This window comes from Cellulophaga baltica (assembly GCF_900102165.1).
Classification (GTDB): domain Bacteria; phylum Bacteroidota; class Bacteroidia; order Flavobacteriales; family Flavobacteriaceae; genus Cellulophaga; species Cellulophaga baltica.
In genome coordinates, this window is record NZ_FNBD01000004.1 from 82,191 (window position 1) to 101,196 (window position 19,006).

General features: G+C 33.8%; 15 protein-coding genes. 10 read left to right on the forward strand and 5 right to left on the reverse strand.

Annotated elements, in window-relative coordinates:
• Positions 1-168: 168 nt before the first annotated feature.
• The 8 genes from BLQ19_RS08165 (at position 169) to BLQ19_RS08200 (ending at position 11,815) form a co-directional block, all read left to right on the forward strand.
• Complete coding sequence (locus BLQ19_RS08165) at positions 169-3,270, forward strand: SusC/RagA family TonB-linked outer membrane protein (protein ID WP_074538009.1); 3,102 nt, start codon at positions 169-171, stop codon at positions 3,268-3,270.
• Between the two features lie 20 nt (positions 3,271-3,290).
• The gene (locus BLQ19_RS08170; protein ID WP_074538010.1) at positions 3,291-4,739 is read left to right on the forward strand and encodes a RagB/SusD family nutrient uptake outer membrane protein; all 1,449 of its coding nucleotides are present in this window, start codon (positions 3,291-3,293) and stop codon (positions 4,737-4,739) included.
• Positions 4,740-4,755: 16 nt separating this feature from the next.
• Positions 4,756-6,678, forward strand: coding sequence for a PKD domain-containing protein (locus BLQ19_RS21725; protein WP_083332217.1), 1,923 nt, complete (start codon positions 4,756-4,758; stop codon positions 6,676-6,678).
• 192 nt (positions 6,679-6,870) lie between these two features.
• Positions 6,871-7,785: a polysaccharide lyase family 7 protein gene (locus BLQ19_RS08180; RefSeq protein WP_074538012.1), complete on the forward strand. Its 915-nt coding sequence runs from the start codon at positions 6,871-6,873 to the stop codon at positions 7,783-7,785.
• Positions 7,786-7,996: 211 nt separating this feature from the next.
• On the forward strand, positions 7,997-8,716 hold the full coding sequence (locus tag BLQ19_RS08185; RefSeq protein WP_074538013.1) for a FadR/GntR family transcriptional regulator: 720 nt from the start codon (positions 7,997-7,999) through the stop codon (positions 8,714-8,716).
• Between the two features lie 192 nt (positions 8,717-8,908).
• The gene (locus BLQ19_RS08190) at positions 8,909-10,216 is read left to right on the forward strand and encodes an MFS transporter (protein ID WP_074538014.1); all 1,308 of its coding nucleotides are present in this window, start codon (positions 8,909-8,911) and stop codon (positions 10,214-10,216) included.
• 50 nt (positions 10,217-10,266) lie between these two features.
• Positions 10,267-11,031, forward strand: a complete 765-nt coding sequence (locus BLQ19_RS08195) for an SDR family NAD(P)-dependent oxidoreductase (protein WP_024481283.1) — start codon at positions 10,267-10,269, stop codon at positions 11,029-11,031.
• Between the two features lie 28 nt (positions 11,032-11,059).
• Complete coding sequence (locus BLQ19_RS08200) at positions 11,060-11,815, forward strand: SDR family NAD(P)-dependent oxidoreductase (RefSeq protein WP_074538015.1); 756 nt, start codon at positions 11,060-11,062, stop codon at positions 11,813-11,815.
• Positions 11,816-11,882: 67 nt separating this feature from the next.
• On the opposite strand, the gene BLQ19_RS08205 is transcribed toward BLQ19_RS08200, so the two are convergent.
• Positions 11,883-12,905 carry a LacI family DNA-binding transcriptional regulator gene (locus BLQ19_RS08205; protein ID WP_074538016.1) on the reverse strand — a complete coding sequence of 341 codons (1,023 nt, stop codon included), beginning with the start codon at positions 12,903-12,905 and terminating at the stop codon, positions 11,883-11,885.
• A gap of 155 nt (positions 12,906-13,060) precedes the next feature.
• Here BLQ19_RS08205 and BLQ19_RS08210 point away from each other — a divergent pair, with 155 nt between their 5' ends.
• Both BLQ19_RS08210 and BLQ19_RS08215 read left to right on the forward strand, forming a co-directional pair.
• A complete protein-coding gene (locus BLQ19_RS08210; protein WP_024481280.1) occupies positions 13,061-14,107 on the forward strand; it encodes a sugar kinase in 1,047 nt (348 codons plus the stop codon).
• 17 nt (positions 14,108-14,124) lie between these two features.
• Positions 14,125-15,345, forward strand: a complete 1,221-nt coding sequence (locus tag BLQ19_RS08215; protein WP_025615550.1) for a 6-phosphofructokinase — start codon at positions 14,125-14,127, stop codon at positions 15,343-15,345.
• A gap of 158 nt (positions 15,346-15,503) precedes the next feature.
• Here the strand turns inward: BLQ19_RS08215 and BLQ19_RS08220 are convergent, their stop codons facing one another.
• The 4 genes from BLQ19_RS08220 to BLQ19_RS08235 are packed head-to-tail and all read right to left on the reverse strand — an operon-like array spanning position 15,504 to position 18,965.
• Entirely contained in the window at positions 15,504-17,723 is a 2,220-nt protein-coding gene (locus BLQ19_RS08220) for a TonB-dependent receptor (RefSeq protein WP_074538017.1), read from the reverse strand.
• A 46-nt stretch (positions 17,724-17,769) separates the two neighbouring features.
• Positions 17,770-18,102: a hypothetical protein gene (locus BLQ19_RS08225; RefSeq protein ID WP_024481277.1), complete on the reverse strand. Its 333-nt coding sequence runs from the start codon at positions 18,100-18,102 to the stop codon at positions 17,770-17,772.
• Between the two features lie 56 nt (positions 18,103-18,158).
• Positions 18,159-18,476, reverse strand: a complete 318-nt coding sequence (locus BLQ19_RS08230; protein WP_024481276.1) for a DUF6787 family protein — start codon at positions 18,474-18,476, stop codon at positions 18,159-18,161.
• 30 nt (positions 18,477-18,506) lie between these two features.
• Positions 18,507-18,965 carry a DUF6146 family protein gene (locus tag BLQ19_RS08235; protein WP_074538018.1) on the reverse strand — a complete coding sequence of 153 codons (459 nt, stop codon included), beginning with the start codon at positions 18,963-18,965 and terminating at the stop codon, positions 18,507-18,509.
• Positions 18,966-19,006: the final 41 nt, after the last annotated feature.

Here is a 19,006-nt window from a genome sequence, read left to right on the forward strand (position 1 = left end):
GAAGTAACTAAGAATACATTAATTGCTTTACAATAAAATGCTATATCAAAAATAGTAATTTTAAATATAACTTCTTCATTGAAATTATTGTGATCTCGTAAAGCAAGTACCATAGGAGGTATTATCCTAATGAATTAACTCAATTGTACTAACGTAACAAAATCACAAATGAATTTAAAAACTAAACTTTTATTAATAGCAATAACATTGCTTAATATTTCGCTTTATGCGCAGGACAGCTACCAGTTGAAAGGTGTTGTTTCTGACGCAAACAATGTTCCCATTCCGGGCGTAAATGTTGTAATCCTGAATACTACCACCGGAACTTCTACAGATTTTGATGGTAATTATGAGATTTCAGTAAAAGAAGGAGCCGTATTAAACTTTTCATATATAGGGTATACAGCTAAACAAGTTATTATCTCAAACCAACAAAATTTAAATGTAACCTTAGTAGAAGACGCTAGTCAGTTAGATGAGGTTGTTGTAGTTGGTTATGGTACTCAGAAAAAGTCAACGATAACAGGTTCTATTTCCAAAGTAACCAATGAAAAACTAGATCAAATTGCAGTGTCAAGGGTTGATGATGCACTTATTGGTCAAGTGTCAGGGGTGAATATTCAGGCTACAAATGCAGAAGCGGGTGGAGCTCCAACCATTACAATTAGAGGTGTTGGTTCTGTTAGCGCAGATTCGGGTCCTGCACTTGTAATTGATGGTGTAATTGTAAGTTCAGAATTCTTAGGTAACATAGATATGAATGATGTGGAATCTTTTGAGGTTCTTAAGGATGCTGCTTCTGCAGCTATTTATGGTAGTGAAGGCTCAAATGGTGTTATTTTAATAACCACTAAGAGCGGTAAAGCTGGTAAAACTAAATTTAGTTACCAAACCTATACAGGTTATAAAGATGCTCATGGAAGTGAAGATTATAGGAAGAGTGTTTCAGATTGGGCAGCTAAAGAACAAGCAGCGACAGGTACACTTTCTGGAGAGACTCTTTATGCTCAATTGTTAGTAAATACTACTGGAGTTGACAGAGATTGGCAAGATGTCTTTTTTGATGGAGGTACAGTAACTAGTCATTCGTTTTCTGCAAGAGGTGGTTCGGAGGATACTAAATTTAGTACTTCATTAAGATATTTACATGATGAAGGCGTTGTAATTACTGATGATTATAAGTTATATACTGCAAACTTAAAAATTGATACTAAACTAGGCAAAAAGTTCAAATTTGGTCTTGCGGCTACACCTTCTTTTACAAAGCAAAGAGTTTTGCCAACGTCAATTCACAATCCATTACGTCAATCACCGTGGCTTCCAATTTACCATACGGAAGAATCATTGCAATTTATTGATCGCGGAGTTTATCCTGATGTCGGTGTTGGAGATTATTTCTATGAGAATCATTTAGTGAACTTAGATTTGGATAATGACGGTAATACAGAGAGACCACGAACTTCAGGTGATTCTAATCCATATGCTCAATATGTGGAAAGAGAACATTATGAAAATAACACTAAATTGTTTGGTTCTACTTATTTAAGTTATAAAATTTTAGATGGTCTTACAGCTAAGACTTCATTAGGTGTAACGATAGAGCAAAGAAAGAGAACAAGATGGGATGGTACTGAGCATCATGCCTCTGGTAATAGCAGGGCGCAATATAATTTACAAAATAGATTCAGATTAAGGACTGTTTTGGATAATACCTTATCATATAGTAAAAATTTCGGAGATCATGATTTAGATTTATTAGCAGGAACAACAGTTCAACAGCGAAAAAGTGAAAACAGCGAAGTTACGGGTAATGGTTATACTAATGACTTACTTAAAAACTTACAAGGAGCTACAGCAGTTTCTGAGTTTCAAGAGATAAATACAGAATTAAGAAAAGTAGGATATTTTGCAAGATTAAATTATGCGTACAAGGACAAGTATTTATTTAATGCTTCATTTAGACGTGATGGAAGTTCTGTTTTTGGTATCAATAATAAGTATGGTAATTTCCCAGCGGTATCTGTAGGTTGGAATGTGGCTAAAGAAAATTTCTTATTAGATAGCGAAGCTATTACTACTTTAAAATTCAGAGCTAGTTATGGTTTTACAGGTGCTGAAAACTTTAACGTTGGAGATGATAATATAAATTTATATCCTTATTTGGCATTGTTAAATAATTCTAATGCGGTAATTGATGGTAATGTTGTTACAGGTGTTTCTCCATTAAATATTGCTAATGCTTTTTTACAATGGGAGGCTTCTGAAGAATTAACGATTGGTTTAGATTACGGATTTTTAAATAATAAAATTTCTGGTTCTTTAGATTATTATAAAAGAACAAGTAACGATTTATTGTTAGAGAACCCTGTGTCTTATGTTACAGGTTTCAGTAGTGGTATTGTTAATTTAGGTGAAGTTGAAAATTCAGGATGGGAATTTGAATTGAGAACAAAAAACATCTCGAGAGAAAATTTCAAATGGAATTCTACATTTATTGCATCAACTAATAAAAATGAGTTAGTTAGTTTTGGTGATTCAAATAACGCTTTAATTGAAGATGAATATGATAGAAACTCTCAGTGGATCAATAGAATCGGCGAACCTATCTCCTCTTTTTGGGGTTATGTCGTAGATACAGATGCTTACGATGAAACTTCTTTTAGAACGACCTATGTCGATAATCCTTGGAATAGAATTAACGGAGAAGCTGAAGATACAATTGTTAAAGATTTGAATGGCGATGGTATAATTACAGCAGAAGATAAAACTATCCTAGGAGATCCTTACCCAGATTTAGTATATAGCTTTACTAATGAATTTAAAGTTGGAAACTTCGATTTCTCTTTTATGCTACAAGGAAGTGTAGGTGCTCAAGTAAAAAATATTGGTGATCAATATTTTTACAACTGGTTTGGAAACGGTACTAGAAGTGGAGGGGCTATACAAGCTGTAGCAGACGGACTTATATCAGATGTATCTTTTATACAAGAAAAAGTATTAACAAGTGAAGTTATCGCAAGTGCGGATTATTTCTCACTACGTAATGTCAACATGGGATATAATTTTTCAGGTGATACCTTAGATAAAATAGGTTTACAAGGTTTAAGAGTATATGCAACAGCTCAGAATTTAGTATATATAACTGCAGATGACTATCATGGTTTTAACCCAGAACATGTAGATAGTTCTAACCCTAGAGCTTATGGAGCTCAAAGGGCGGGTACTCCTATATTTAGTACTATAACGTTAGGTCTTAACGTAGATTTTTAAACTCTAATACATAGATAATTATGAAAAATATAAAATTTCTAATATTTGTTATAGCAGGATCTGTTGTCATATCCTGTAGTGACGATTTTCTAAACCCCTTACCAGAAACAGCTATTGCAGTTGAATCGTTTTTTCAATCAGATGATGATGTTTTAGCTGGTTTATATGGGATTTATGACGCTCTTCAGGGAGTTAACGATAATACCGAGGGTAATGAAACTAATGCAAATAGAGGTGTGCAATTTGAACATCTTTTAACTGAGCACCGTTCTGATAACACTAAAACACAAACTTTAGAGGGTTCCAAGGCTGATTTTCACAGGTATGTAGTGGATGCTACCAATGTGGAGTCTGAAGATTATTATCAATCTATGTATGAGGTTATATTTAGAGCAAATAATGTCTTAACATATATTGATTTTGCAGAAGAGGCTAATCAAGCTAAATATAGTGGAGAGGCTAAATTTTTACGTGCCTATGCTTATTTCAATTTAGTAAGACTTTATGGAGACGTACCATTGGTTACAGAGGTAGTTGGACCAACAGAAACAGAAGCTCTTTTTACTAGAATTTCTACTGTAGATATCTATGCGCAAATAGAAGATGATCTTTTAGATGCAATTAATGCCTTGGATAATTCATCAAAAGCTAGAGCTTCTAAGGCAGCTGCACAGGCACTATTAGCTAAATCTTATATGAGTCAGCCAACACCAAATTATTCAGATGCGAAGCTTTTATGTGAATCAATAATTAACAGTAATGATTTTGCTTTGGAGGATAATTTTTCTGATGTCTTTTATTCAGAATTAAATAACGAAATCATTTTTGCTATTCAATATCAAAGCGGGAATGCTCTTGAGAGTCAAGGGTTTTCAGCAGAATTTACTTCTACCGTTCGTCAAGGTTCTGATGATGGTCAGAATATAGTTAATGATAATTTGATCACAGACTTTACTTCTTTTGGAGGAGTAAGAAGTAGCCAATCATATATTACATTTCCAACGCGTAGTGAAGTTATTAAATTCTTGCCAGATGGGTCAGATATTTCTGTTTTTCCACCAACTTATGGTGATAATGCACGTAATGCAGGTAATGATTATATAGCTATTCGTTACGCAGATGTGCTATTAATGCACGTTGAAGCTGCAATTGGATCAGGTACTAATACGAATGATGGTGGAGCATTAGTTTCCTTTCAAAAAATAAGAGACAGAGCATTTCCAGAGACAGCACCTAATATTATCTCGAGTGTTTCTAAATCGGAATTGTTAATTGAAAGGCGTGTTGAATTAGCATTTGAAAATCAACGATTTTATGACCTTTTAAGATTTGGCGTTGCAGACGAAGTGCTAAGTGCTCATGCCGCAGAAATGGGGTATATATTTACAACACGTTCTTTACTGTTGCCAATTCCAGCAAGCGAGATCAATTTAAGTGGAGGATTATTAACACAAAACCCAGGTTATTAATTTTAAAAAAACGACTATGAGTTATAAAATAAATTTATTGAGTAGGACAAAATTGTTGTTCTTATTTCTTGCCACAATGAGTATTCTTACTGGTTGCGTTGGTGATGAACTATTCAGAGATGCTTTGCCAGATTCAAATTCTAAAGTAGATACTGTTTTTCCTGGAGCTAATTTTTCTTATGCATCATCTTCAGATGATTTTAGAACAGTTAATTTTAGTAATTTATCTTCAGAAGCTACTAATTTTATATGGAATTTTGGAGATGGTAATACCTCTACAGATAAAGATCCATCTTTTACGTTTGAAGCAGGAGAGGGTACTTATCCAGTTACATTAACAGCAACAGATGGAAATGGAATTACAGGCACTACTTCTATAGATGTTTTAGTTGTAGAAGGGCCATTTCAACCAGTTATTTTAGAACCGGGATTTGAAGATCTTAGTTTACCTGATGGAACAGGAGATGGTCGTGACTCATGGAGAGCAGACTGGAGTGATGAAAGAGCTATTTTTGGCATATCTGGTAGTCCAGTAACTTTTGGGGATCAAGCTGCTAAATTAGAAGTAAGTAGTGCCCGTCAAGGATACCAAGAAATTGTTGTAGAAGCAGATACCAACTATGATTTAACTTTCTGGTATACGATGACAGATTCATCGGCTGATCCATATGCAATAGTTGCAATTGTTGGTGTTACTGAATTTGGTCCTATTGGTAGTATTGCAGACGCAGAAGCAGGTGTTATAGCTTCGGTTACAGTTAGTGATACGTCTGAGCCTTCAACATATGTACAGGAAAAATTATCATTTAATTCTGGAAATAATAATGTAGTAGCAATTTATTTCTATAATGATGCGAATGTTGAAACTAGATTTGATGACTTTAATATTGAAATAGGTGTTGCGGGTGCATTGCCTCCATCCGTAGGATTTAGTGCTGCTCAAAGTACTGAAAACTTTTTAGAATATGCTTTCACAAATTCATCTACAGATGCTACCAGTTATCTTTGGGAATTTGGCGATGGAAATACTTCTACAGAAGAATCTCCAACACATATATACGATACTGCGGATACATATACGGTAACTTTGACTGCCACAAATGATTTAAATTTATCTGCTAATTTGAGTAGAACCATTGATATTCAGGCACCAGTTACAGCAGGTTTTACATTTGAGGTTGATGCAGTAGATTATAAAACGTACACTTTTACTGATACTTCTGTAGATGCGGTTACTTTGTTATGGGAATTTGGAGATGGTTTCCAATTTACAGGAATGAATCCTTCACATACCTATGAAGAGGATGGCACTTATGATGTAACCTTGACAGCAACCAGTGTTACAGGTAATACAGATGTGATTACAGAACAATTGATTATCTCTGAAGGTTTTGTTGTGAGGGTCCTTAACGGTGATTTCTCAGATGGTACTTCCAGTTGGAAACCATCCATCTTTACAGGAAGTAACAGTAATGCTTTCAATACTAGTTCTGATGGTGATACATTGGATTATAGTGGCGCAGATACGGGTGTTAAAACACCAGGAGCAAAATATACAGGAACTTCGAGCATGGTTGGGCCTCTAGGAAGCTTATCTAGAACTTCTGATTCAAGAGCTGCTTATCAAGAGATTACAGTAGAGGCTAATAAACAATATGAAATAGAATTTAGTGCAGCTATCACTAACAGTGGTGATGCAGTTTATGTAGAAATATTAGATGGTTGGTTTAATGGTGTTGGAGAAGATGCTTTTACTAGCTCTACTGTTAATGGTCCATTGGCAAGAGCTGTCGTAGATGTTGCTAACGGCAAAGCTAATTTCACTGTCGGTACGGATACTTTTACAGCAAACTCTAGTGGACAGGTTACTATTTGGATGTATTCTTTAACAACTGCAGATGCTTGGGTGGATAATATTAAAGTTACCGAGGTAGAATAATACTTTTAGATTATAATTTGTTAACGTAAGAAGTATATTGATTTTTTATAATACTTCTGAAGTATTTTAATAATAAATTATCTATTAATTGATAAAAACCACCTAGTCGCTATAATTAGTACTAGGTGGTTATATTAAAAACGGATTTAAAAGAATAATAGTTTATTTACAGGTTAATATCCAATCAGTCAAATGAAAATTTTTCAAAAATATAATGTATTTGTTTTAATAGTATTTTTTGTTGCTATAAATGTACATAGTCAAACTACAAGGGCTGTACAGCAAACAAAATTAAAAACGGAGGTTAAGAAAAACAAGAAAAATAAGAAGAAGAAAACAAAAATTTCAAAAATTGATTTAAGTCATTGGAAAGTGACTTTACCTGTTGCAAATGATAAAGGGAAGCCAATTGAATTAGAGTCTCCTGAAATTTTAGATTATGCAACTAATGAAAAAGTAAAACCTTACTTCTATAATGATTCTACAGATGGTTCAATAGTATTTTACGCCTTTCCCAATACTACAACGGCCAATACAAAATATTCAAGAAGTGAGTTAAGAGAACAAATGGTCCCTGGTGATAATAACACCAATTGGACTTTTGAGCAAGGTGGTAGAATGAAAGGTAAACTTGCTATAGAAGAGGTTACGAAAGATGCTGACGGAAAATATCATAGAGTAATTATCATGCAGATTCATGGTAGATTAACCAATGAACAAAAAGAATTAATAGGGGCAAAAGATAATAATGCTCCTCCCATATTAAAAATATATTGGGATAAAGGGAAGATTAGAGTTAAGACTAAAGTATTAAAAAACAAATCGGTTAATAATACAGCAATCTTACTCGATGATGCTTGGGATGATGATGAAGGATATAATTTTCCAACAGAAGTAGGTTTTAGAAAATTTACTCTTGAAGTTAAAGTAGAAAAAGGAAAAATGGTGATTATTTTGAATAATTCAGAATATGCCGTTTATGAAGGTATTGATATAAATAGGTGGAATATTTTTGAAAACTATTTTAAAGCAGGTAACTATTTTCAAAGTAAAGATGAAGGTTCATATGCAAAAGTGAAGTACTACGAACTAGAAGTATCGCATTAAAAGGCTATTACATATAAAAAATATATAAAAAAGAGTTTGAGTTAGTTGATTTAAGGAGCTTACTGGCTTGATTTACAGGTCAGTAATTTCTTTTTTAAAGCAGTTAAAATGAGTTTATTTTTAATGTGAATATTGTTTTTTTAGTCGAAATATATTTTATAATTTTAACAAACCAATCTGGTTAACCAATTTCAGAAGCCATTTTATTATTATGAAGTTAGAAATTATCACCAAAACTGAAAATCAAGATATTCAAAAAGGGATTATTGCGAATATACGAGAGCTTATAAGTTATAAGAATCTTGAGCCTGGAGATAAATTACCTTCAGAAAGAATGCTTTCAGAAAAATTTGGAGTCAGTCGTAGTAATCTTCGTGAAGCGATTCAAAAATTAGAATTCTATGGGATTCTAAATTCTAAGCCACAGAGTGGAACTTTTATAGCAAATATTGGGGCTATAGCGATGGATGGTATGTTAGAAGATATTTTAAGATTAGAGGAGCCAGGTTTTAAGTCATTGGTTGAAACAAGAATTTTATTAGAATTAAAAACAGTAAGATTAGCTGCGTTACGCAGAACAGATGAAGATCTTAAAGTTTTAAAAGAGGCTATAGATGCTTACGAAACTAAAGTTAGAGCAGGGAAGGATGCCGTGCAAGAAGATTTATTGTTTCACTTGGCTATTGCAAGAGCTAGTGGTAATAGTTCTATGAATACCTTCATGCTAATCATTACACCAGAAATTATAACAAACTTTGAAAAATATCACGTATGTGATAGTAATCAATCATTATTAGGGATTCAAGAGCATACGGAAATTTACAATGCCATTAGAGATCAAAATCCTCAATTGGCAAAAGAAAAAATGAAAATACATTTTAAGACATTATATCAATATTGCTATCATACAGATGATATAAAAATAGACTAAATGCGCAGCGCAGGTATTTAGAATCTAGGGGTTAAACTGCGTTAAAAAGCTAAGTATTTTTTTGAGAAATAAGTAACTAATAAAAACGATGTTTTTATTAGTTAGGATTTTAATTTCTTTTTTTAAGATTAATATTTTTTAAACAATTGATTATCAACTAATTAAATTAGTAATAGTAATAATTCAAAGCATATGAAATTAAAAGGATTAAGATGGTGGGTTGTTAGCCTTGTTGCTTTAGCTGCAGTAATAAATTATATTGACAGGCAGGCCTTTGGTGCGTTATGGCCGGACATTGCTAAAGATTTATTTCCTGAAATGGATAAAGATGGACACAAAGCTATATATGGTACCATATCAACTATTTTTATATTATCCTATGCTGGAGGTCAAGCTCTTTTTGGAAAGATTTTTGACTGGATAGGAACTAGAATAGGTTTTGCCCTTTCAATTGGAGTATGGTCTATTGCTACTTTGTTACATGCATTTGCTCAAGGTATGCTTAGTTTTTCAATCTTTAGGTCAATACTGGGTATAGCAGAAGCTGGGAACTGGCCTGGTGCTGCTAAAGCTAATGCAGAATGGTTTCCAACTAACGAAAGAGCTTTAGCACAGGGTATTTTTAATTCAGGAGCGTCTATAGGTGGTATAGTGGCATATCCTGTAATTGGGCTGTTATCATATTATTTTGATTGGAAAGCAATTTTTATTGTAGTGGCTATTCTTGGTTTTTTATGGTTACTTCCTTGGTTATTTGTAGTTAAAGCTGATCCAAAATCACACCCATGGTTATCTGATGATGAAAGAAAATATATTCTATCTGGTCAAAGAAATCAAGATATTGATGATGATGGTGACTATGACGAAGGTTATACACCAACTACTGCACAGTTATTTAAACATAAAGAGAGTTGGGGAGTAATTATTGCATCTGCGGCAATTGATCCTATTTGGTGGCTATTTATAGTTTGGATCCCTCTTTACTTGTCAGAAGTTTTTGGTATGGATGTGGAACAAATAGCATTCTCTGCTTGGGTGCCATATGTAGGGGCAATGATTGGAGCTATATTTGGAGGTCTACTTGCCAAAAATAGAATTAAAGCAGGTTGGTCTGTGGATAAAACACGTAAGTTGACAATCACTTTAGGTATTGCATTGATGATTCCATGTTTCTTTCTTTTAAAAGCGCCAGGAACTGCAATAAATGCTGTGATTATTATGGCTGTTTTACTTTTCGGATTCCAAGTGGCAATAGGAAACATACAGACTTTGCCAAGTGATTTATATAGTGGAAAAATAGTTGGTACTCTATCTGGTTTTGCTGGTATGGCGGCTAAACTTGGTGCTGCTGGACTTACAGCCTTAGTTACAATTATAACAACTGGAGGTAATTATACGCCTGCATTTTTAATAGGTGGAGCACTGGCTGTAATAGCTTTAGTAGCAGTTTGGTTCTTATGTCCTAAAATAGAACCGATAAAGCCAAAATTAAAAGCATAATAAAATAGAATAGTTTAAGTGAATTAGTTTTAAATATAAAAATGAGTAAAATGAGTGAGAATAAAGGAAAAGTAGCTGTAGTAACAGGTGCAACTGGTGGTATTGGATTTGAAGTAGCTAAAAGATTAGGTAAAGACGGGTATACTGTAGTTTTAAATGGTATCGAAGATGAAGCAGGAGCAAAAAGAGTTGAAGAGCTTAAAGCAGAAGGTATTACTGCTGAATATTACGGGTTTGATGTAACTAAAGAAGAGCCTGTAACTGAAAATATTACTGCTATCGGAAATAAGTATGGTAGAATTGATGTTTTGGTAAACAATGCAGGTGGTTTAGGTGGAAGATCTAGATTTGAAGAAATGACAACTGAATTTTACAGATTTGTTATGGCTTTAAACCTTGATTCTGTATTTTTTGCTTCTAGAGCAGCAATTCCTTTTCTTAAAAAAGGAGAGCACCCTTCTATAATTAACTATACATCAAATGCAGGTTGGACAGCAGGTGGTCCAGGAGCGGGTATTTATGGTACGTCTAAAGCAGGTGTTCATGCTATAACTAGAGCATTAGCTAAAGATTTAGCGGAATACGGAATTAGAGTAAACGCAGTTTCTCCAGGAACTATTGATACTCCTTTCCATGCACAGATTAAAGCAACTAAGCCAGAAGTTTTTGCTTCATGGGCAAATAATATTATGTTAGGAAGATTAGGTCAGCCAGAAGATGTAGCGGGTGTTATTTCTTTCTTAGCAAGTAAAGATGCTTCTTTTATTACTGCTGAAACTATCCAAATTGGTGGTGGTCAAGCTTTAGGAATCTAATATTGAAATCTATTTATAAAAAAGGATAATGAGTAAATTTGAAGGTAAAGTAGCGGTTGTTACAGGAGGTTCTAGAGATATTGGTAGAGCTATATCAATTAAATTAGCAAAAGAAGGCGCTAAAGTAGTGGTAAACTACAATAGTTCTGAAACTGGAGCTAATGAGACGGTAGCAGAAATCAAATCTTTTGGAGGTGAAGCTATTGCTGTTAAAGCTGATGTGTCTAAATTAGAAGACATCAAAAATTTAAAAGCAAAAACAATTGAAGCATTTGGAGAAAATGTACATATTTTAGTTAATAATGCTGGTGGTCTTTTTGCACGTAAAACGTTGCAAGAACTAGATGAATCATTTTATGACTTGCTTATGAATGTTAACTTTAAGTCTACTGTATTTGTAACGCAAGCCTTTGAACCTTTAATGAGTAAAGGATCAGCTATCGTAAACCTTTCTTCGCAAGCAGCAAGAGATGGTGGTGGTGGTGGATCTTCATTGTACGCTTCTTCTAAAGGAGCTGTAACTACATTTACTAGATCAATGGCAAAAGAACTAGGTCCTAAAGGAATTAGAGTTAATGCCCTTTGTCCTGGTTTAATAGGTACAAAATTTCATGATGACTTTACTAAAGACGAAATTCGTGTAAAAGTAGCGGCAGGAACACCTTTGCGAAGAGAGGGTTCCGCTGCTGAAGTAGCAGATTTAGTTGCTTATTTAGCTTCTGATGAAGCATCATTTATCTCTGGAAATAATTTGGATATAAATGGAGGATTAGCCTTTAGTTAATCATTATCTTTTAAAGTATTAAAGCTACAAGCTTAGAAATTTAATTTCTTGCTTGTAGCTTTTTTTATTACTTAATTTTAGAGGAATCTCTAATAATGAGCTCGGCTTGTAAAATTTGCTTATGAAGTGTTTGTTTTAAATCTGTTGTGTCAACATGTTTTAAAAAGGTTTCTGCTGCCAATTTACCAATTTCCGCACTATGTTGGTTAATACTAGATAGAGTAGGAGTAACCATTCCCGTAAATGGTTCATCGCCAAAGCCAACCAAAGCAATATCATTTGGGATATCTATATTATTTTCTTGTAACACTTGTAAGGCACCTAATGCCGCATAATCACTAGCAACGTATACCGCATCGGGTCTGTCTTCTAAATCTAGTAGTTGCTGCATTTTTAGTCGACCATCTTCTGTAGTTAGACTACTTTCTATCAACAAAGCATCATCTGTAGGTAGCTTGTGCTTCTTGATGGCATCAATATAACCTCTAATCCGGTTATTAAAAATTCTAGTATGCCTGTAACCGCCAATGTGTGCAATTCTTTTACAGCCTTGCTGTGTTAAGTGTTCTATAATCATGTGGCTACTATCATAATCATTAATCCCAATATAATCTACATTTAAATCATTCTCACCACGATCAAATAATATAAGCGGAATACCTTTTGATTTGATTTTCTCAAAACAGTCTAAATTAGTAGTTTCATTGGCCATGGAAGCTATGATACCATCTACTTGTGTAAAGAGTAAAGTGTCAATATTTCTACATTCTTTTTGATAGGATTCATTCGATTGCGTAATGATAATATTATACCCTTTTTTATTAAGTACCTCTTCTATATTTTGAATAACAGAGGAGAAAAAGTTACTATTGGTTCTAGGAACAACAACACCCACTAAATTACTCTTCCCTCGTCTTAAAGCACTTGCAAGATGATTAGGCTGATAATTTAACTCTTTAGCCACTTTTTTAACCGCCTCTTTCGTTTTTGTACTAATTCTAGAATCATCGTGTAATGCTTTAGAAACCGCTGCAGTAGAAATACTTAATGCATTTGCAATATCTTTTATTGTAGTTTTTTTATTTGCCAACTTTTTCTATATTTGCTTAATCGATTAAACAAATATATTGTAATTAAGTTAGGGAATCAAAACTGCTTTAGTATTTAAGAGGTTTTGATTTTTATTTACAGTGTTGCTTAATCGTTTAACTAAAGTGATATTTAATTTAAAACAATACCCAAAAAATGAAAAAAGTTGTAACGTTCGGAGAGATTATGCTTCGTTTAGCTCCAGAAGGATTTTTAAGATTTTCACAAGCTAGTAGTTTTGATGTTGTTTACGGAGGTGGTGAATCTAACGTAGCAGTATCTTTAGCTAACTATGGTGTTCCTGTAGATTTCGTAACGCGTTTGCCAAAGAATGATATTGGAGAATGCGCAATGATGGAAATGCGTAAGCGTGGTGTAGGCGTTGATAAAATTGTATGGGGTGGTGACCGTTTAGGAATATATTTCCTAGAAACAGGAGCAGTATCTCGTGGTAGTAAAGTGGTTTATGACCGTGCACATTCTGCAATTTCTGAAATTAAGCCAGGTATGGTAGATTGGAAAGCTGCTTTTAAAGATGTTGCTTGGTTTCATTGGACAGGTATTACGCCAGCTATTTCTCAAGGAGCGGCAGATGCATGTTTAGAAGCTGTTAAAGTAGCAAGTGAAATGGGAGTTACTATTTCTACGGATTTAAATTATAGAGCAAAATTATGGACCTACTGTGATGATGCTCATAGAGAAAAAGTAATGACGGAATTAACGTCTTATTGTGACGTTGTTTTAGGGAACGAAGAAGATGCAGAAAAGCATTTCGGAATTCACCCTGAAGGTTTAGACGTGCATAAGAATGGTCATGATGTAAAAGCAGAAGCATTTTTATCTGTATGTAAGCAAATGATGGAGAAATTTCCAAGAGCTAAGAAAGTTATTACAACTTTAAGAGGTTCTATTTCTGCTTCTCATAACACATGGGCGGGTGTTTTATATGATGGTACAAAGATGTACGAAACTCGTCAATACCAAATTACAGATATCGTAGATAGAGTAGGTGGAGGAGATTCTTTCATGGGTGGATTAATTTATGGTCTTTTAAAGTATCCTGAAGATGATCAAAATGCATTAGATTTTGCTGTTGCAGCTTCTTGTTTAAAACATACGATTAAAGGTGATGCTAACTTAGCAACTGTTTCAGAAGTTGAAAAACTTATGGGTGGAGATGCTTCTGGTAGAGTAGCTAGATAATTAACAAAAAGATATAAATGGCTTCTAAATCTATATTAATTATTTGTGGCGGAGGCCCAGCACCGGGAATTAATGCTGTAATAAGCACGGTTGCTAAAATTTTTTTAAAAGATGGATACCGAGTTTTAGGCTTGCACGAAGGCTTCAAAGGAATTTTTTCTGATAAGCCAGAAATTAAAGAGTTCGATTTTGCACACGCAGATCGTATTTTTAGTCGTGGTGGATCAACACTTATAATGAGTAGATTTAAGCCAAGTGATGAGAAAATCAACACAGAACTTTTTATTCAGAATAACGTAAAATTATTAGTTAGTATAGGCGGTGACGACACCGCCTCTACGGCTAATAGAATTACAACGTATCTTTCTAAAGAAAATATTTCTATAGCCAATATCCATGTGCCTAAAACTATAGATAATGATCTTCCTTTACCTGATAGAAATCCTACTTTTGGATTTCATTCAGCAAAAGATGAAGGTGTTAGAATAGGAAATACTACGTATGAAGATGCGCGTACCAGTCAGAATTGGTTTGTGATGTCTACCATGGGTAGATCCGCCGGTCATTTGGCTTTTGGTATTGCTACAAGTTGTCATTTTCCAATGATGGTTATTCCTGAAATGTTCAATAACACAGAAATTACCTTTGATAAGGTAGTGCGTTTGATTATTTCATCGATGATTAAAAGAAAAATAGAAAACATTAATTATGGCGTAGCTTTAATTAGTGAAGGTGTTTTTCATATTATGCCAGATTCAGAACTTGAAAATTGTGGTATTAATTTTACTTATGATGATCATGGTCATCCAGAGCTTGGTAACGTAAGTAAATCGCATATTTTTAATATGTTAGTTCAGCTTAAATTAAAAGAGCTTGGAATTAGTATCAAAAGTAGACCAGTAGAATTAGGTTATGAACTTCGGTGTTGTCGGCCAATTGGTTTTGATTTAACCTTGTGTACCTTATTAGGGTTGGGGGTCAAAAAACTATATGATGAAGGTATAAGTGGTTGTATTGTTACGGCCAATTCTAAAGGAGAAGTAAGTCCTTTGTATTTAAAAGACTTACAAGATGGTGAGGGGAAAATTTCGCCTCGTTTGGTAGATATAAATTCGGAATTTGCAAAGCTATGTTTCCAGAATCTACATTATTTATCGGAGGATGATTTTGATAAGGCTAAAGAATACGTGGCGCATCCTGAAGAATATTATTTTAATAACATTTTAAAAGAAGCTTAATTATAGTTGATTTTGCTTTAATAATACCCGTTTGGAACCTCAAGGTTATTAAGCGGAATATCTCTAGTAGATCTACTAGATAATTTTTTTTAGAATTTAACTAATAAGAGCGCTGAAACTTTGGTTTCGGCGCTCTTTGCTTTAATAAAATCTAAAAGTTATAGAGGTACGCTAATACCAATACTAATATTTCTTCCAATATTACCTATAGCATCATATTTTAAACGAGATAAATGCGATACATAGTTTTTATTTAGCAAATTATTACAACTAATTCTCAGATCCATTGGATTGTTGAATATAGTTACAGTACCTCCTAATCCAACGCTTAAAAGATTATATCCTTCTGTAGTTGTTTCAAAAAGACTTATTTTATCTTGCTGAAAAACAGATTTTAAGGTGATGAAGGTATAGCCACTAGTGATCCATCCATTACGCTTGGTAAATTCCCCTCTTAATGTGTTGGTGATACTATTTGCAGGAATTAACGGTAGGTTATCTCCATCCTTTAATTTCCCGCGAACGGTTTGAAAGCTACTTTCAAAATGCAACCAATCTAAAGGATGCGGATGAATATGAATTCCTGCTTCTCCACCGTACAAATAGGCATCTTGTTGGTTGTATACAAATACTTGATTTTCGTCTATTTCATCGCCATTAGGAGCAATAAATACATAATCATTTATAGTATTATAAAATCCATTTACAAACACCTCAAAATGCTGATTTTTGTATTCTAAGGCAACGTCTGTCTGTAAGTTTTGCTCATTTTTTAAATTAGTATTTCCTATTTCGTATCTATTTGTGCCTTCGTGTACGCCATTTGAAGTCAATTCAGCAAGATTTGGGGCTCTAAATCCTGTAGCCAGATTCACTCTAGCAATGAGGTTGTCAGCGAAGTTTGCTTTATAGCCTAAAGCTGCGTTAAAACTGCTAAAATCTCTATCTAGAGCGGCGATATATCCTTCTTCTCCTGAAATACCATTGGCATCACCCTTAATGGTTCTATGATCGTAACGTAAACCTACTTGAATATCATTAAAATCATTTAAATGTATGTGTGAGGTACCAAAAAAGCCAATATCATTTGTTATCGCATCAGGAACTAAAAGCTCTTCACCAAAATTGCTATTAGTTTGGTGAAGTCCTTGAATACCAACAATAGTTTCTAATGGTCCGTATTTCGGAGTATGATATTGGACATTATAATTAAAAGTATTCAAATTCATATGTAATGCGGCACCATCTTCGCCTTCTTCAAATTCTTTTCTAATATTAGAGGTATATCCTAAGGTAACGTCCAGACTTGAGGCGTCAAATAGTAAGCTACTTTTAGAACTTAAAATATGGTTGTCTATAGTTTGGTTGGGTTCTATAGGTGAGCGGTCGGTACTTTGATTACCAATTTCTTCAGGGATTCCTAAATTGGAATTATTATAGTTGTAACGCACTTCCGTTTTAAAGTTTGTAGCTTGGTAACCAATACCAGTTTTTATATCATATTCTTTAAATCTAGAATTGGTTACGCGTTCATTACTACCTGTTTTGTAATCGGTATGAGTAGTTAGCGCTCCACGAAGTAAAAATCTGAAGTGTTCTGTAGCAGCTTTAACTCCTGCATTAGCAGTTAGGCCTTGTGTGTTCGTAAAATAATTTAAGTTAATATCTCCTTCAGTAGAATTGGGTAACGAGAATTTTTCAGGATTTAAATAGAGAACACCTCCCATGGCATCCGATCCATAGAGTAGGGAAGCAGGGCCTTTTATAACCTCAATACTTTCAATTCCTGCATCATTTACGCCTAAACCATGCTCGTCTCCAAATTGTTGGTTCTCTAAACGTATTCCTTGGGTATATACCAACACTCTATTGGCATTCAAACCTCTAATAACGGGTTTGCCTATACCAATACCGGTAGAGACACTTTCTACACCTGCAATACGTGCTATCCCATCAGCTAAGGTTATAGAGCCCTTCGTTTTCAAATCGGCAATATTTGCGTATTCTACTTTCATGACATTTTCACTTTGTAATTTGTGAAAAGGAGTAGAAACAATAATTTCTTCCATTTCAATGGCACTTTCGTTTAGTGACAGATCATAGATTTCTTCTGTACTATTTATGGAAATAGATTTTGAGACCGTTTGATATCCTATATACGACACTACAATTTTGTAAGATCCAGAGGGTAAATTTGATATTTTATACACCCCTCTAGCGTCTGTAATAGCACCTTTTTCTAATTGAGGGAAATAGATAGAAACTTGTTCTAAAGGCAGGTTGTTATTTACATCTGTTACTGTTCCTGTAAGTGAGTTTTGTGAATAGACAAAACTGCTTAACATTGCTAAAAGCAATGTGAAATATATTTTATTCATATACTAAATATTATACTAAATGATATTTTATCTTTTAACTACGGAGTTATGAATGTAGAGGAGGACCCCTAAGCGTAAAATGAAGTTGTTGAAATTCGCTTAAAAGAAAATAGAATATATCAGTTACGGAAGTAAGATTTACTGGCTCCAAAATTGGAAAACTAAAAACTTCTGGTGTCAAATAAGTAGTGATATGGTATTTATGAAAATCACAATCAAATTCAGTTTCATGAATATGTCCTTTAGTTTTTTCTTGGCAAGTTTGCTCTTTGTGTTCAAATACGGCATGAGATATTTTTGCAATATCAGGAATACCTAAAGCGGCGAGTAGTGAAATTGCAATACAGGAAAGTAGAATTTTGGATAATTTATTCCCCATGATTTTTCAAAGGTAGTAAAAGCGACTCGTATTAGCTTGTTAAGAAAAACACAAGCTTACTTAAATAGGAACCCCAGTCCAAGGCGACTCAACATTTTTTTTTCAAAATTCCAGAAAAATTTGAATTGACCAAATAACCAACCAAAGATGATTAATAATATTTGGTATATAGGAAAAATGATTAAAATACGTACGGTCCAATAAAGAATAGAAAAGTACCAGTCATCTGCAAAATTATCTCGTGTAAATCCAATATAATCTAAGAGTGGTCTTGCAATTTTTAATGCTGAAGATCCTGTAACTGAAAAAACGAGTAGAATCATGATGATTCCAAAGTTAGATTCTATCCCCCAGCGTTCTTTTAATTTTTTCATAGCATTTTTAAATCGCTTGCAAATATAAAATTATATACGGGGATAAAAAGAACCTAAGCGTTGATTATATTTTCTTTGGAAATAAATGAAGTAATTATAGAGCTTGAAGTTTACCTCATAGCCATAATCTGTGAAGGAATCATAGTCGATTCTCATTTCATAGAGATTGGGATTAAACCTTTGTGGTTGTTGCACTCTTTGGTTCCATGCCAGTACCCAAACCGCATTTCTAGCCTCTAAATAATTTTGAGAATAATATCCTTCTGATCTAGCTATACTTTGCAACCAAAAATTAAAGCCAGGTTCAATAATAATTATTTCATATGCACTTTCTTTATCAGCAATAGTAATAGTATCTCCTTGAGTTTGCTTGAAAGCGGCTTTTTCTTTTTCAGAAATAGCATTAACATTTTTGGTACTCGTACAGCCAAATGTTATTAAAGCGATGACGGTTAAGAGAATACCCAAATGTATTACATACTTTTTCATAGTCTTAAGATACAAAAAAAGCTGAATATGGAATATTCAGC